Source organism: Micromonospora purpureochromogenes, assembly GCF_900091515.1.
Lineage (GTDB): Bacteria > Actinomycetota > Actinomycetes > Mycobacteriales > Micromonosporaceae > Micromonospora > Micromonospora purpureochromogenes.
Genome location: NZ_LT607410.1, coordinates 4592445 through 4606724, shown reverse-complemented (window position 1 = coordinate 4606724; position 14280 = coordinate 4592445). Strand labels below are relative to the sequence as shown.

Here is a 14280-nt window from a genome sequence, read left to right as displayed (position 1 = left end):
GAGCGTGTGACCCCCGAGGAGATCCTGGCCGCCGACCGGGCCCACGTCTGGCACCCGTACGCGGCGCTGCCCCCGGCCCACCCGCCGTACGTGGTCCAGAGCGCCCAGGGCGTCCGGCTGCGGCTGGCCGACGGCCGGGAACTGGTCGACGGCATGTCGTCCTGGTGGGCGGCGATCCACGGCTACCGGCACCCGGTGCTCGACGCGGCGGTCACCGACCAGCTCGGCCGGATGAGCCACGTGATGTTCGGCGGGCTCACCCACGAGCCCGCCGTGCGGCTGGCGCGGACGCTGGTCGAACTGGCCCCGGCCGGGCTGGAACACGTGTTCCTGGCCGACTCCGGCTCGGTCAGCGTCGAGGTGGCGATCAAGATGTGCCTGCAGTACCAGCGGGCCACCGGCCGGCCGGAGCGCCGCCGGCTGGGTACCTGGCGGGGCGGCTACCACGGCGACACGTTCCACCCGATGAGCGTCTGCGACCCGGAGGGCGGCATGCACCACCTCTGGGGCGACGTGCTGCCCCGGCAGGTCTTCGCGCCGGTCCCGCCCGGTGGCTTCGACGACCCGCCCGACCCGGCGTACGTGGCGGCGCTGACCGACGCGGTGGAACGGCACGCCGACGAGCTGGCCGCGGTCATCGTCGAGCCGGTGGTGCAGGGCGCGGGCGGGATGCGCTTCCACCACCCGGAGTACCTGCGGGTGCTCCGCGAGGTGACCCGGGCGCACGGGGTGCTGCTGGTCTTCGACGAGATCGCCACCGGCTTCGGCCGTACCGGCGCCATGTTCGCCGCCGAGCACGCCGGGGTGAGCCCGGACGTGCTCTGCGTCGGCAAGGCGCTGACCGGCGGGTACCTCACCCTGGCCGCCGCGCTGTGCACCCCGCGGGTGGCCCGGGGCATCTCCGCCGACGGGGTGCTGGCGCACGGCCCCACCTTCATGGGCAACCCGCTGGCCTGCGCGGTCGCCAACGCGTCCCTGGAGCTGTTGCAAGCCGGTGACTGGGCCGCCGAGGTCGCCCGGGTGGGCGCGGGCCTGCGGGCCGGCCTGGAGCCGTTGCGCGGCGCGCCCGGGGTGGCCGACGTGCGGGTGCTGGGCGCGATCGGCGTGGTGCAGCTCGACCACGAGGTGGACGTCGCGGCGGCGACCGCCGCCGCCGTGGCGCAGGGCGTCTGGCTGCGCCCGTTCCGCGACCTGGTCTACACCATGCCGCCGTACGTGACCGACGACGCCGACCTGGCCCGGATCACGGCCGGGATCGCCGCGTCGGTGAAGGCCGGCTGAGCCGGCGGGCAGGACGGGGCCGGCGCGGGCCGGCCACCGAGCGCGAGCGTGAGGAGAGGAACGCCGATGGAGAGTTTCGGGACCCGGCTGCACCGCGCCGTCGCCGAGCGGGGGCCGCTCTGTGTGGGCATCGACCCGCATCCCGGGCTGCTGGCCCGCTGGGGGTTGCCGGACGACGTCGACGGGTTGGACCGGTTCGCGCGGACCGTCGTGGGAGCGCTTGCGGACCGAGTCGCGGTGGTCAAGCCCCAGTCGGCCTTTTTCGAGCGGTTCGGTGCCCGAGGTGTCGGAATTCTTGAGTCAACTATCCGACAGTTACGAGATTGTGGCGCGCTCGTTCTGCTGGACGTGAAGCGCGGGGACATCGGCTCGACCGTCGCCGCGTACGCCTCGGCCTACCTCGACCCGTCCGGCCCGCTGCACGTCGACGCGATCACCGCGAGCCCCTACCTGGGGGTCGGATCGCTGGCCCCGATGTTCGAGCTGGCGGCCACCCACGGCGGCGGCGTCTTCGTGCTGGCGCTCACCTCGAACCCGGAGGGAGCCGCGGTCCAGCGGGCCCGTACGGCCGACGGGCGCACCGTCGCGCAGACCGTCATCGACGAGATTTCCCAGCTCAACAGGGGTGCGGAGCCGATCGGCAGCTTCGGGCTGGTGGTCGGCGCGACGATCGGCGACACCGGGCACGACCTGTCCAAGGTGAACGGGCCGCTGCTCGCCCCGGGGCTCGGCGCCCAGGGCGCGACGGCCGCGGACCTGCGGACGGTCTTCGGCTCCAGCCTGTCGTCGGTGCTGCCGTCGTACTCCCGCGAGGTGCTGAACGCCGGGCCGGACGAGGCCGCTCTGCGGGCCGCCGTGGAACGCGTGCTGGCGGACTGTCGGGACGTTCTGGCTGACTGACGGCTCGGTCACTTTCGGCGATCTTGGGCGTGCCCACGTTGCCGAAACCGCCCGCGACCGCTAGTTTTCCCCGCGCTGGGAACCACGGACCCCTTTGGTTGCCAGCGACACCACGTTTCACGACAGCGGCGGTGCGCCCCGCCCGTCGCGATAGGGACCTGAGGAGAACTGGTGCCGCTCCCGTCACTGACCCCCGAGCAGCGCGCTGCCGCGCTGGAGAAGGCCGCGGAGATCCGCAAGGCCCGTGCTGAGCTGAAGGAGCAGCTCAAGCAGGGCAAGACCACCCTCGCCGCCGTCCTCGAGCGGGCCGAGTCCGACGACGTCGTCGGCAAGCTGAAGGTTTCGGCCGTCCTGCAGGCGATGCCGGGCATCGGCAAGATCCGGGCTACCCAGATCATGGAGAAGCTCAAGATCGCCGACAGCCGTCGCCTGCGCGGGCTGGGCGAGCAGCAGCGCAAGGCTCTGCTTGGAGAGTTCGCCGCCAACTGAACGCCGCAACGTGTAGAAACAAGCGGTGAGCACGGATGACGAGGCGCGCCCGGCGGCTCGGCTCACTGTCCTGGCGGGGCCCTCGGGCGCCGCGCGGGAGAGTGTCGTCGAGCTGGTCCGGGCGCGTTCTCCGTCCGTGTGGGTGCCGGTGCCGGTGACCACCCGGCCCCGTCGCCCCGACGAGGTCGACGGCGTCGACCGGCGCTTCGTGGACCCGGTCGGCTTCGACCGGATGGTCGCGGCGGGCGAGCTGCTGGAGTGGTCGCGGATCGGCGGGCACCGCCGGGGCACGCCCCGCGAGCCGCTGCGGTCCCGGCTGGCCGACGGCCGGCCGGTGCTGCTCCCGCTCGACCTGCCCGGCGCGCTCGCCGTCCGGGAGGCCCTGCCGGACGTCCGGCTGGTCCTGCTGACGCCCCCGGGCCACCGTCCGGACCCGGCGGTCCTCGCCGCCGTCGGACACACCGTGGTCCACGACCTCACCGAGCGGGTCGTGGCCGAACTGGTAGGCTTGCTCGGTTCTTCCTATCTGGCTCCCGCCCAGCCGCGACTGCGCGGTTGAGCGACCAGCCGCGCTCGCGCGGACACTTCAGACGCAGAGGGTATTTCGTGGGATCCATCGCCAACCCCGAGGGCATCACCAACCCGCCGATCGACGAGCTCCTCGAGAAGACCACCTCGAAGTACGCGCTGGTGATCTTCGCCGCCAAGCGTGCCCGCCAGGTCAACGCCTACTACAGCCAGCTCGGTGAGGGCCTGCTGGAGTACGTCGGCCCGCTCGTGGAGACCACCCCGCAGGAGAAGCCGCTCTCGATCGCGATGCGTGAGATCAACGCGGGCCTGCTCACCGCCGAGCCGACCGACCAGCCGTAACACCCGCTCCGCCGATGCCCGCCGAGATCGTCCTCGGGGTCGGCGGCGGCATCGCCGCCTACAAGGCGTGTGAGCTGCTGCGGCTCTTCACCGAGTCGGGCCACCGGGTCCGGGTCGTGCCGACCGCGTCGGCGCTCCGTTTCGTCGGGGCGCCGACCTGGGCGGCGCTCTCCGGCCAGCCGGTCGCCGACGACGTCTGGTCCGACGTGCACGAGGTGCCGCACGTCCGGCTCGGCCAGCGGGCCGACCTGGTGGTGGTCGTGCCGGCGACGGCCGATCTGCTCGCCAAGGCGGCCCACGGCCTCGCCGACGACCTGCTCACCAACACGCTGCTCACCGCGCGCTGCCCGGTGGTGCTCGCCCCGGCGATGCACACCGAGATGTGGGAGCACCCGGCCACCGTCGCCAACGTCGCGACGCTGCGCTCGCGCGGCGTGCGGGTGATCGAACCGGCGGTCGGCCGGCTCACCGGCGCCGACACCGGCAAGGGGCGGCTGCCCGACCCGGCCGAGATCTTCGCCGTCGCCCGCCGGGCCCTGGCCCGGGGCCTGGACGCCCCCGCCGACCTGGCCGGCCGGCACGTCGTGGTGACCGCCGGCGGCACCCGCGAACCGCTGGACCCGGTCCGCTTCCTCGGCAACCGCTCCTCGGGCAAGCAGGGGTACGCCTTCGCCCGCGCGGCCGTCGCCCGAGGCGCCCGCGTCACCCTGATCGCGGCGAACGTCGCCCTGCCCGACCCGGCCGGGGTCGACCTGGTCAGGGTCGGCACCACCGAGGAGCTGCGCAAGGCCACCCTGGAAGCCGCCGCCGACGCCGACGTGGTGGTGATGGCGGCCGCGCCCGCCGACTTCCGGCCGGCGACCTACGCCCCCGGCAAGATCAAGAAGTCGGAGGACGGCAGCGCGCCGACCATCGCGCTGGTCACCAACCCCGACATCGCCGCCGAGCTGGGGCGGCAGCGCCGCCCGGAGCAGCTGCTGGTGGTCTTCGCCGCCGAGACCGGCGACGCCGAGGCCAACGGCCGGGCCAAGCTCGCCCGCAAGCGGGCCGACCTGATCGTCATCAACGAGGTGGGCGTGGACAAGGTCTTCGGGGCCGAGACCAACGCGGCGACCGTGGTGGGCGCGGACGGCAGCGTGACCACGCTTCCCGAGCAGTCCAAGGAAGACCTGGCCGACGGGGTCTGGGACCTTGTGGTGACCCGGCTGGCCGCGTTGTCCTGAACGCTGGTCACTCTCGCGTTGGCTGCGGCACCCTGGAATCGGGTGACTAAACTGCCGCGGAGCGACCTTTTCCAGAGAGACTCAAGTGCTTAGGAGTGCCGTGACACGTCTTTTCACGTCCGAATCGGTCACGGAGGGCCACCCGGACAAGATCGCCGACCAGATCAGCGACGGCATCCTGGACGCCCTGCTGGCCAAGGACCCGCACAGCCGTGTCGCGGTGGAGACCCTGATCACCACCGGGCAGGTGCACGTCGCGGGCGAGGTGACGACCAAGGCGTACGCCGACATCCCGACGATCGTCCGGGAGACCATCCTCGGGATCGGGTACGACTCGTCGAAGAAGGGCTTCGACGGCGCCTCCTGCGGCGTCAGCGTCTCGATCGGCGGCCAGTCCGCCGACATCGCCCAGGGTGTCGACAACGCCTTCGAGTTGCGTACCGGTGAGTCGGAGAGCGCGCTGGACGCGCAGGGCGCCGGCGACCAGGGCATGATGTTCGGCTTCGCCTGCTCGGAGACCCCCGAGCTGATGCCGCTGCCGATCGCGCTGGCGCACCGGCTGGCCCGCCGGCTGGCCGCCGTGCGCAAGGACGGCACCATCCCCTACCTGCGGCCCGACGGCAAGACCCAGGTCACCATCGAGTACGAGGGCCTGCGTCCGGTCCGGCTCAACACCGTGGTCGTGTCCAGCCAGCACGCCGCGGACATCTCGCTGGACTCGCTGCTCACCCCGGACGTGCGCGACCACGTCATCGCCCCCGAGCTGGAGAGCCTCGGCCTGGACACCGAGGGCTACCGGCTGCTGGTCAACCCCACGGGCCGGTTCGAGATCGGTGGTCCGATGGGCGACGCCGGCCTGACCGGCCGCAAGATCATCGTTGACACCTACGGCGGGTACGCCCGGCACGGCGGCGGCGCGTTCTCCGGCAAGGACCCGTCGAAGGTGGACCGGTCGGCCGCGTACGCGATGCGCTGGGTGGCCAAGAACGTGGTGGCCGCCGGCCTCGCCGAGCGCTGCGAGGCGCAGGTCGCCTACGCGATCGGCAAGGCCCACCCGGTCAGCCTGTTCATCGAGACCTTCGGCACCGAGACCGTGCCGGTCGCCTCGATCGAGAAGGCTGTCACCGAGGTCTTCGACCTCCGCCCGGCCGCCATCATCCGGGACCTCAACCTGCTCCGCCCGATCTACCAGCAGACCGCCGCGTACGGCCACTTCGGCCGCGAGCTGCCGGACCTGACCTGGGAGAGCACGGACCGGGCCGCCGACCTCAAGTCGGTAGCGGGAGCCTGACCGGCACCAGGCGCAGCGACCGGCGACCCGCCGAGGGGTCGCCGGTCGCTCGTGTCTGCGTCGACGTGCCGCTGCCGCACCTCGACCGCCCGTTCGACTACCTGGTCCCCGCCGAGTTGGACGCCGACGCCGTGCCCGGGGTGCGGGTGAAGGTCCGCTTCGCCGGGCAACTGGTCGACGGCTGGCTGCTGGACCGCGCCGACGACTCCGGGCACACCGGCCGGCTGGCGTACCTGGAGAAGGTGGTCTCGCCGGAGCCGGTGCTGGCGCCGGAGATCGCCCGGCTGGCCCGGGCCGTCGCCGACCGGTATGCCGGCAGCCTCGCCGACGTGCTCCGGCTCGCCGTCCCGCCCCGCCACGCCCGGGTCGAGAAGGACCTGCGCGCGCAGCCGCCGACCGCCGACGCCGCCCCGACCGCCGCCGGGACCGCCACGACGCCCGACGAGGTCAGCACGGCCCCGACCACCGACACCGCGCCCCCGTCCGCCGGGGCCGCCGTCGCCTCGCCTCCGTCCGCCGGGGCCGCCGTCGCCTCGCCTCCGTCCGCCGGGGTCGCCGTCGCCGCGCCTCCGTCCGCCGGGGTCGCCGTCGCCTCGCCTCCGTCCGCCGGGGCCGCCGTCGCCTCGCCTCCGTCCGCCGGGGCCGCCGTCGCCTCGCCTCCGTCCGCCGGGGCCGCCGTCGCCTCGCCTCCGTCCGCCGGGGCCGCCGTCGCCTCGCCTCCGTCCGCCGGGGCCGCCGTCGCCGTGCCTCCATCTGCCGGGGTCGCCGTCGCCGCGTCCCCGTCCGCCGGGGCCGCCGCCGCGTCCCCGTCCGCCGGGGTCGCCGCCGCAGCGGACGCGACCGGGCCGGCCGGGGTCGCCGCCGCGCTGGAGCCGACTGAGCCGACCGGCGCACCGGTCCCGCCCGCCGTCGATCCGCGCGGCTGGCGGGACTATCCGGCCGGACCGGCGTTCCTGCGCGCGCTCGCCGACGGCCGCCCGCCCCGCGCCGTCTGGTCGGCGCTGGCCGGGGAGGACTGGGCCGCCCGGTACGCCGACGCCGTCGCCGCGACCGTGGCCGGGGGTCGGGGCGCCGTCGTCGTGGTCGCCGACGCCCGGGACCTGGACCGGCTGGACGCCGCGCTGACCGGCGCGCTCGGCGCGGGCCGGCACGTCTGCCTCTCCGCCGCCCTCGGCCCGGCCCGCCGCTACCGGGCCTTCCTCACCGCCCGGCGCGGCGTAGCGCCCGTGGTGATCGGCACCCGGGCGGCGATGTTCGCCCCGGTCGACCGGCTCGGCCTGGTGGCGATCTGGGATGACGGTGACGACCTGCACGCCGAGCCCCGGGCCCCATACCCGCACGCCCGGGACGTGCTGCTCACCCGGGCCCAGCTCGCCGGGGCCGCCGCGCTGGTCGGCGGGTACACCCGGACCGCCGAGGCGCAGCTGCTGGTGGAGACCGGCTGGGCCCGCGAGGTGGTCGCCGACCGGGCGACCGTGCGGGCGCGTACCCCGAGCATCGCGCCGACCGGCGACGACCCGCAGCTGGCCCGCGACCCCGGCGCGGCGACGGCCCGGCTGCCCAGCCTGGCCTGGACCACCGCCCGGGACACCCTGCGCGCGGACGCGCCGGTGCTGGTGCAGGTGCCGCGCCGGGGCTACCTGCCCTCGATCTCCTGCGCGGACTGCCGCCTCCCGGCCCGCTGCCCGCACTGCGCCGGCCCGCTGGCGCTGCCCTCCGCCGAGGGTGCCCCCGCCTGCCGCTGGTGCGGCCGGGTCGCCGCCGCGTACGCCTGCCCGGAGTGCGGCGGTCGGCGGCTGCGCGCGGCGGTCACCGGCGCCCGGCGCACCGCCGAGGAGCTGGGCCGCGCCTTTCCCGGCGTGCCGGTACGCACCTCTGGCCGGGAGGACGTGCTCGCCACCGTGCCCGGCGGCGCCGGCCTGGTGATCGCCACCCCGGGCGCGGAGCCGCTGGCCGAGGGGGGCTACGGCGCGGTGCTGCTGCTGGACTCCTGGGCCCTGCTCACCCGGGCCGACCTGCGCGCCGGCGAGGAGACGCTGCGCCGCTGGCTGAGCGCGGCCGCGCTGGCCCGGCCGGCGTCGGCGGGCGGGCGCGTGGTGGTGGTCGCCGACGGCGCGCTGGCGCCGGTGCAGGCGCTGCTGCGCTGGGACCCGGCCTGGTTCGCCGCCCGGGAGCTGGCCGAGCGGCGGGAGCTGGGCTTTCCGCCGGCGACGAAGATGGCCAGCGTGACCGGCCCGGCCGTCGCGGTGGCCGACCTGCTGGCCGAGGCCCGGCTGCCCGACGGGGCGGAGGTGCTCGGCCCGGTCCCGGCCGACGGCGACCGGGAGCGGATGCTGGTGCGGGTGCCCCGGGCCCGGGCCGCCGCCCTCGCCGAGGCGCTGCACATCGCCGCCGGGGTGCGCAGCGCCCGCAAGGCCGCCGACCCGGTACGGCTCCAGGTCGACCCGCTCAGCCTCTTCTGACCGGCCGTGATCCGCGGCACCGGCCGGGCGCGACCCGGCCCGGAGCGGGTACCGTCGCACACCTCGTCCGGCAAACCGCTGGCGGGGGAGTGATAACATCGCCCGTCATGCCCGGGCGCACGGATGGCGCGACGATGGCGGAGCGCGTCGATCCGACGCCATATCGATGATGTCAATCAGCCGGTGATCAGGGGTGGACCAGTCGTGACCGTTCGTCAATCGATCGTCTTCAACGGGGACCTCGGCAGCGGCAAGAGCACCGTCTCCGTCGAGATCGCCAAGCGGCTGGGGCTGCGCCGGGTCAGCGTCGGCGACCTCTACCGGCAGATGGCGCAGGAGCGGCAGATGACCGCCCTCCAGCTCAACCTGCACGCCGAGCTGGACCAGGCCGTCGACGGCTACGTCGACCAGCTCCAGCGGGACATCGCCGCCTCCGGCGAGTCGCTGGTCATGGACTCCCGGCTGGCCTGGCACTTCTTCACCGACGCGCTCAAGGTGCACATGATCACCGAGCCGCGCGAGGCGGCCCGCCGGGTGCTGCTGCGTCCCTCCGGCCCGGCCGAGAGCTACACCTCGCTGGAGGAGGCCAAGGCCAAGCTCCTCGAGCGCAGCGAGAGCGAGCGGAACCGGTTCATCCTCCGCTACGGCGTGGACAAGGCCCGGCTGCGCAACTACGACCTGGTCTGCGACACCACCCGGGCCTCGGCGCCCGAGGTGATCGAGCACATCGTCGACGCGTACGAGGGCCGGCTCGGCGCCGAGGTGCTGCGCGACGCCCCGCCGCTGCTGCTGCTCGACCCGGCCCGGGTCTACCCGACCGAGGACATCACCACCCTGCGCGGGCTCTGGGACTCGGAGTTCGTCGGCGACGTGGCCGGGGCCGGCGACGAGGCCCTGGAGCCGCTGCGGATCGGGTACACCGGCGAGTACTTCTTCGTCGTCGACGGGCACCGCCGGCTCAGCGCGGCCCTGCAGAACGGCTTCAACCTGGTCCCCGCCCAGCTGGTCGCCGAGGTGGACGAGCCGGTCGTCGGCGGGATGAGCGCGGTCGACTTCTTCGCCGCCCAGGTCCGGCCGAGCACCGTCTACGACTGGGAGGCCGCGCACGGCATCCAGCTCCCGCTGCCCGAGCACGCCCTGCTCGGTGGCGCCGCGGTGCTGGCGGGGGAGCCCGGCGCCGGCGCCTGAGCCTCGCCACGATCGCCGGCGGGCCGGCCCCGCCGCCCGCCGCCGCGACCGCCCGCCGTGGCGGTCGGTCGCGCGGGGTCGCCGGGCGAGGCCCGGACGCGCATGATGGAGCCTCCGACGCATCGACGCGGGAGGCCGGTCATGGACGCAGCCGAGGAACTCGCCCTGCTCATGTCGCCGCAGGGGCGCATCGACCCGTACCCCACGTACGAGCGGCTGCGCCGGTACGGGCCGGTGGTCCAGGCCGGGCCGGTGTTCTACGTGGTCACCGGGTACGCCGAGGCGGACGAGATCCTGCGCGACTCCCGGTTCGGGGTGATGGACGACGCGCTGCGCGACCAGTTCCTCCCCGGCTGGCGGGACAGCCCGGCCGTCGCGTCGATCTCCCGGTCGATGCTGCGCACCAACCCGCCCGACCACAGCCGGATGCGGCGGCTCGCGGCCGGCGCCTTCACCCCGCGCCGGATCGCCGCCATGCGCGACGTGGTCGAGGCGCAGGCCGACGAGCTGGCCGACGCGATGCTGGAGCGGGCCCGCGACGGTGAGCCCGTCGACTTCCTGGCCGAGTTCGCGTACCCGCTGCCGGTGGGGGTGATCTGCGCGCTGCTCGGCGTGCCGGCGGCCGACCGGCCGCTGTTCCGGCGCTGGGCCGCCGACCTGACCGGGGTGCTGGAGCCGGAGATCACCACCGAGGAGCTGGCCGTCGCCGACCGGGGCGCCACCGAACTCCGCGACTACTTCGCCGCGCTGGTCCGGGCCCGCCGCGCCGCGCCCGCCGACGACCTGACCACCGCCCTGGTCCAGGTGCACGACGCCGACGGCGACCGGCTCTCCGGCGAGGAGCTGCTGGCCAATCTGGTGGTGCTGCTGGTCGCCGGCTTCGAGACCACCACCAACCTGCTCGGCAACGGCCTCGTGGTGCTGTTGGAGCACCCGCGCGCGGCCGACGCGCTGCGGGAGCATCCCGACTTCGCCCCCGGGTACGTCGAGGAGCTGCTGCGCTACGACTCGCCGGTGCAGCTCACCACCCGGATCAACGAGGCCCCGGTGAGCTGCGGCGGGGTCGAGCTGCCGGCGGGCAGTTGGACGTTGCTGCTGCTCGGCGCGGCCAACCGGGACCCCCGGCGCTACCCCGAGCCACAGCGGTTCGACCCGTGGCGTCCGCCGGTCCACCCACTGTCGTTCGGGGCCGGGCCGCACTACTGCCTGGGCGCCGGGCTGGCCCGGCTGGAGGCGCAGGTCGCCTTCCCGCTGCTGCTGCGCCGGCTGCCCGGCCTCGCCCTGGCCGGCCGGCCCCGGCACCGGACCCGGCTCACCCTGCGCGGCTACGAGACCCTGCCGGTGATCATCGACACGGAGTCGGCGGCGGCGCATCGCGGTACGCCGGCCGGGGCGGCCCCCGGCACTCCGTAGACTGGTACGGCACTCGTCCGTACAGCCGAAGGAGCCACACCGCGTGACCGTCCAGCCCATCCGTCTGTTCGGGGACCCGGTGCTGCGCACGCCGGCCGATCCGGTCGTCGACTTCGACACCGAGCTCCGTAGGCTCATCGCCGACCTCACCGACACGATGCGGGAGCAGAGCGGCGCCGGCCTGGCCGCGCCCCAGCTCGGTGTGGGCCTGCGGGTGTTCACCTTCGACGTGGACGACGTGCTCGGGCACCTGGTGAACCCGGTGCTGGAGTTTCCCGACGAGGAGGAACAGGACGGCCCGGAGGGCTGCCTGTCCATCCCCGGGCTCTACTTCGACACCAAGCGCCGGCAGAACGTCATCGCCAAGGGCTTCAACGGCTACGGCGACCCGATGCAGATCGTCGGCACCGGGCTGATGGCCCGCTGCGTGCAGCACGAGACCGACCACCTCGACGGGGTGCTCTTCGTCGACCGGCTGGACCCGGCCGGGCGCAAGGAGGCCATGAAGGCCATCCGCCAGGCCGAGTGGTACGACCCGGCCGCCCCGCCCACGGTGAAGCTCAACCCGCACGCCGCCGGCAGCCCCTTCGGTCTGGGGCGGTGAGGCGGATGCGTCTGATCTTCGCCGGTACACCGGCCGTCGCCGTTCCCGCCCTGGACGCGGTCGCCGCCTCCGGGCACGAGCTGCTGGCCGTGGTCACCCGCCCCGACGCTCCGGCGGGGCGCGGTCGCGGCCTGGTCCGCTCGCCGGTCGGCGCCTGGGCCGACGAGCACGGGATCGAGGTGCTGACCCCGGCGAAGCCCCGCGAGCCGGAGTTCCTCGACCGGCTGCGCGAGCTGGCGCCGGACTGCGTGCCCGTGGTCGCGTACGGCGCGCTGGTGCCGCCGGCGGCTCTGGAGATCCCCCGGCACGGCTGGATCAACCTGCACTTCTCGCTGCTGCCCGCCTGGCGCGGCGCGGCCCCGGTGCAGCAGGCCGTGCTGCACGGCGACGAGCTGACCGGCGCCAGCGTCTTCCAGCTCGAACAGGGCCTGGACACCGGCCCGGTCTACGGCACGCTCACCGACGAGATCCGGCCGACCGACACCTCCGGCGACCTGCTGGAGCGTCTCGCGCACTCCGGCGCGGGCCTGCTGGTGGCCGTCCTCGACGCGATCGAGGCCGGGACGGCCCGGGCCGAGCCGCAGCCGGCCGACGGGGTGTCCCTGGCCCCGAAGCTGACCGTGGAGGACGCCCGGGTGCGCTGGACCGATCCCGCCTTCGCCGTCGACCGGCGGATCCGGGCCTGCACGCCGGCCCCCGGGCCGTGGACGACGTTCCGGGGTGACCGGGTCAAGCTCGGCCCGGTGACCCCGGTCGGCAACGGCCCCGAGTTGAAGCCGGGAGAGCTGCTGGTGGAGAAGTCCCGGGTGCTGGCCGGCACCGCGACCGTGCCGGTGCAGCTCGGTGAGGTGCGCGCGGCGGGCAAGAAGGCCATGCCGGCGACCGACTGGGCGCGCGGCGTCCGGGTCGGCGCCGGCGAGGTGCTCGCGTGAGCACCCCCGCGGACCGTCCCGACAGCTCCCGTTCCGACAGTCCCCGCGGCGACCGGTCCGCCGGTCGCGCCGACGGCTCCCGCGGTGACCGGTTCGACCGGTCCGCGCCCCGGCGCTCCGACGCGCCGCGCGGCGACCGTCCGACCGGCGGCGGTTACCGAGGTGACCGCCCGGCGAGCGGCGGTTACCGCGGCGACCGCCCGACCGGCGGCCGCCCCGGCTTCGACCGGCGCGGCGGCCGTCCCGCCCGCCCGGCCGTCGACCTGCCCCGGTACGCCGCCTACCAGGCCGTCGCGGCGGTGCACCGGGACGACGCGTACGCCAACCTGGTGCTCCCGTCGATCCTGCGCGAGGAGGGGCTGGTCGGCCGGGACGCCGCCTTCGCCACCGAGCTGACCTACGGCACGCTGCGGCACACCGGCACCCTGGACGCGATCATCGCCGACGCCGCCGGGCGGGAGGTCGAGCGGATCGACCCGCCGGCCCGCGACGCCCTGCGGCTCGGGGCGTACCAGCTGCTGCACACCCGGGTGCCGGCGCACGCGGCGGTCTCCTCGACCGTCGACCTGGTCCGCTCGGTCGCGCCGGGCGCCGCCGGCTTCGCCAACGCGGTGCTGCGGGAGATCGCCGGCCGGGACGCCGACGCCTGGGTGGCCAAGCTCGCCCCGCCGATGGAGACCGACCCGGTCGGCCACCTGGCGCTGGCGTACAGCCATCCGCAGTGGATCGTGCGGGCCTTCGCCGAGGCGCTGGGCGGGGACCTGGGGGAGACCGCCCGGCTGCTGATCGAGGACAACGAGCGACCCCCGGTGCACCTGTGCGCCCGGCCCGGCCTGGCCGACCCGGTGGAACTGGCCGACGAGGTGGGCGGCGCCCCAGGCGCCTTCTCGCCGTACGCGGTCTACCTCTCCGGCGGCGCGCCGGGTGACCTGCCCGCGCTGGCGCAGGGACGCGCGCACGTGCAGGACGAGGGCTCGCAGCTGGTGGCGAACGCGCTGGCCGTCGCGCCGCTGGACGGCCCGGACGAGCGCTGGCTCGACCTGTGCGCCGGCCCCGGCGGCAAGTCCGGCCTGCTCGGCGCGCTCGCCGCGCAGCGTGGCGCCCGGCTGACCGCCGTGGAGGTCTCCGAGCACCGCGCCCGGCTGGTCGAGCAGGCCACCCGGGGCCTGCCGGTGAGCGTGCTGCACACCGACGGTCGCACGGTCGGCGCGGACCCGGAGCTGCCCGAGGGGCACTTCGACCGGGTGCTGGTGGACGCTCCGTGCACCGGCCTGGGCTCGCTGCGCCGCCGGCCGGAGTCGCGCTGGCGGCGCCAGCCGTCGGACCTGCCGCCGCTGACCCGGTTGCAGCGCGAACTGCTCACCGCGGCCCTGCGCGCGGCCCGTCCCGGCGGCCTGGTCGCGTACGTCACCTGCTCCCCGCACGTGGTGGAGACGCACGTGACGGTGACCGAGGCGGCCCGGCGGGCCGAGGTGCCGGCGGACTTCGTCGACGCCCGTACGCTGCTGCCGCCCGGCATGCCGGGGCTCGGCGACGGCCCGACGGTGCAGCTCTGGCCGCACCGCCACGGCACGGACGCGATGTTCCTCGCGGTGCTGCGCCGCGGCTGAGCGGCGGACAGCGGAGC

At 75.3% G+C, this 14280-nt stretch carries 13 protein-coding genes; all 13 read left to right on the top strand.

The features are described 5' to 3' along the window. The first annotated feature begins 6 nt into the window (after positions 1–6). Complete coding sequence (locus GA0074696_RS21245; protein ID WP_088962724.1) at positions 7–1281, top strand: adenosylmethionine--8-amino-7-oxononanoate transaminase; 1275 nt, start codon at positions 7–9, stop codon at positions 1279–1281. 66 nt (positions 1282–1347) lie between these two features. Continuing rightward, positions 1348–2181, top strand: coding sequence for an orotidine-5'-phosphate decarboxylase (gene pyrF / locus GA0074696_RS21240; RefSeq protein ID WP_088962723.1), 834 nt, complete (start codon positions 1348–1350; stop codon positions 2179–2181). A gap of 171 nt (positions 2182–2352) precedes the next feature. Continuing rightward, positions 2353–2670 carry an integration host factor, actinobacterial type gene (gene mihF / locus GA0074696_RS21235; protein ID WP_088962722.1) on the top strand — a complete coding sequence of 106 codons (318 nt, stop codon included), beginning with the start codon at positions 2353–2355 and terminating at the stop codon, positions 2668–2670. 25 nt (positions 2671–2695) lie between these two features. Next, entirely contained in the window at positions 2696–3229 is a 534-nt protein-coding gene (locus GA0074696_RS21230) for a nucleoside/nucleotide kinase family protein (RefSeq protein ID WP_088962721.1), read from the top strand. Between the two features lie 47 nt (positions 3230–3276). Then, on the top strand, positions 3277–3540 hold the full coding sequence (gene rpoZ, locus GA0074696_RS21225) for a DNA-directed RNA polymerase subunit omega (protein WP_007075826.1): 264 nt from the start codon (positions 3277–3279) through the stop codon (positions 3538–3540). Between the two features lie 14 nt (positions 3541–3554). Beyond that, positions 3555–4763 carry a bifunctional phosphopantothenoylcysteine decarboxylase/phosphopantothenate--cysteine ligase CoaBC gene (gene coaBC, locus GA0074696_RS21220; protein WP_088962720.1) on the top strand — a complete coding sequence of 403 codons (1209 nt, stop codon included), beginning with the start codon at positions 3555–3557 and terminating at the stop codon, positions 4761–4763. 100 nt (positions 4764–4863) lie between these two features. Continuing rightward, on the top strand, positions 4864–6054 hold the full coding sequence (gene metK / locus GA0074696_RS21215) for a methionine adenosyltransferase (protein WP_088962719.1): 1191 nt from the start codon (positions 4864–4866) through the stop codon (positions 6052–6054). A gap of 65 nt (positions 6055–6119) precedes the next feature. Beyond that, positions 6120–8516 (top strand): primosomal protein N', encoded by a 2397-nt coding sequence (locus tag GA0074696_RS31975; RefSeq protein ID WP_231925104.1) that lies wholly within the window; start codon positions 6120–6122, stop codon positions 8514–8516. Positions 8517–8720: 204 nt separating this feature from the next. Next, a complete protein-coding gene (locus GA0074696_RS21200; RefSeq protein ID WP_088962718.1) occupies positions 8721–9704 on the top strand; it encodes an AAA family ATPase in 984 nt (327 codons plus the stop codon). A gap of 141 nt (positions 9705–9845) precedes the next feature. Continuing rightward, a complete protein-coding gene (locus tag GA0074696_RS21195; protein WP_088962717.1) occupies positions 9846–11117 on the top strand; it encodes a cytochrome P450 in 1272 nt (423 codons plus the stop codon). Between the two features lie 43 nt (positions 11118–11160). Continuing rightward, positions 11161–11721: a peptide deformylase gene (def, locus tag GA0074696_RS21190; RefSeq protein ID WP_088962716.1), complete on the top strand. Its 561-nt coding sequence runs from the start codon at positions 11161–11163 to the stop codon at positions 11719–11721. Between the two features lie 5 nt (positions 11722–11726). After that, positions 11727–12653, top strand: coding sequence for a methionyl-tRNA formyltransferase (gene fmt, locus GA0074696_RS21185; RefSeq protein WP_088962715.1), 927 nt, complete (start codon positions 11727–11729; stop codon positions 12651–12653). Beyond that, positions 12650–14263, top strand: a complete 1614-nt coding sequence (locus GA0074696_RS21180) for an RsmB/NOP family class I SAM-dependent RNA methyltransferase (protein WP_088962714.1) — start codon at positions 12650–12652, stop codon at positions 14261–14263. Before fmt ends, GA0074696_RS21180 begins: the two co-directional genes overlap by 4 nt. Positions 14264–14280 lie beyond the last annotated feature (17 nt).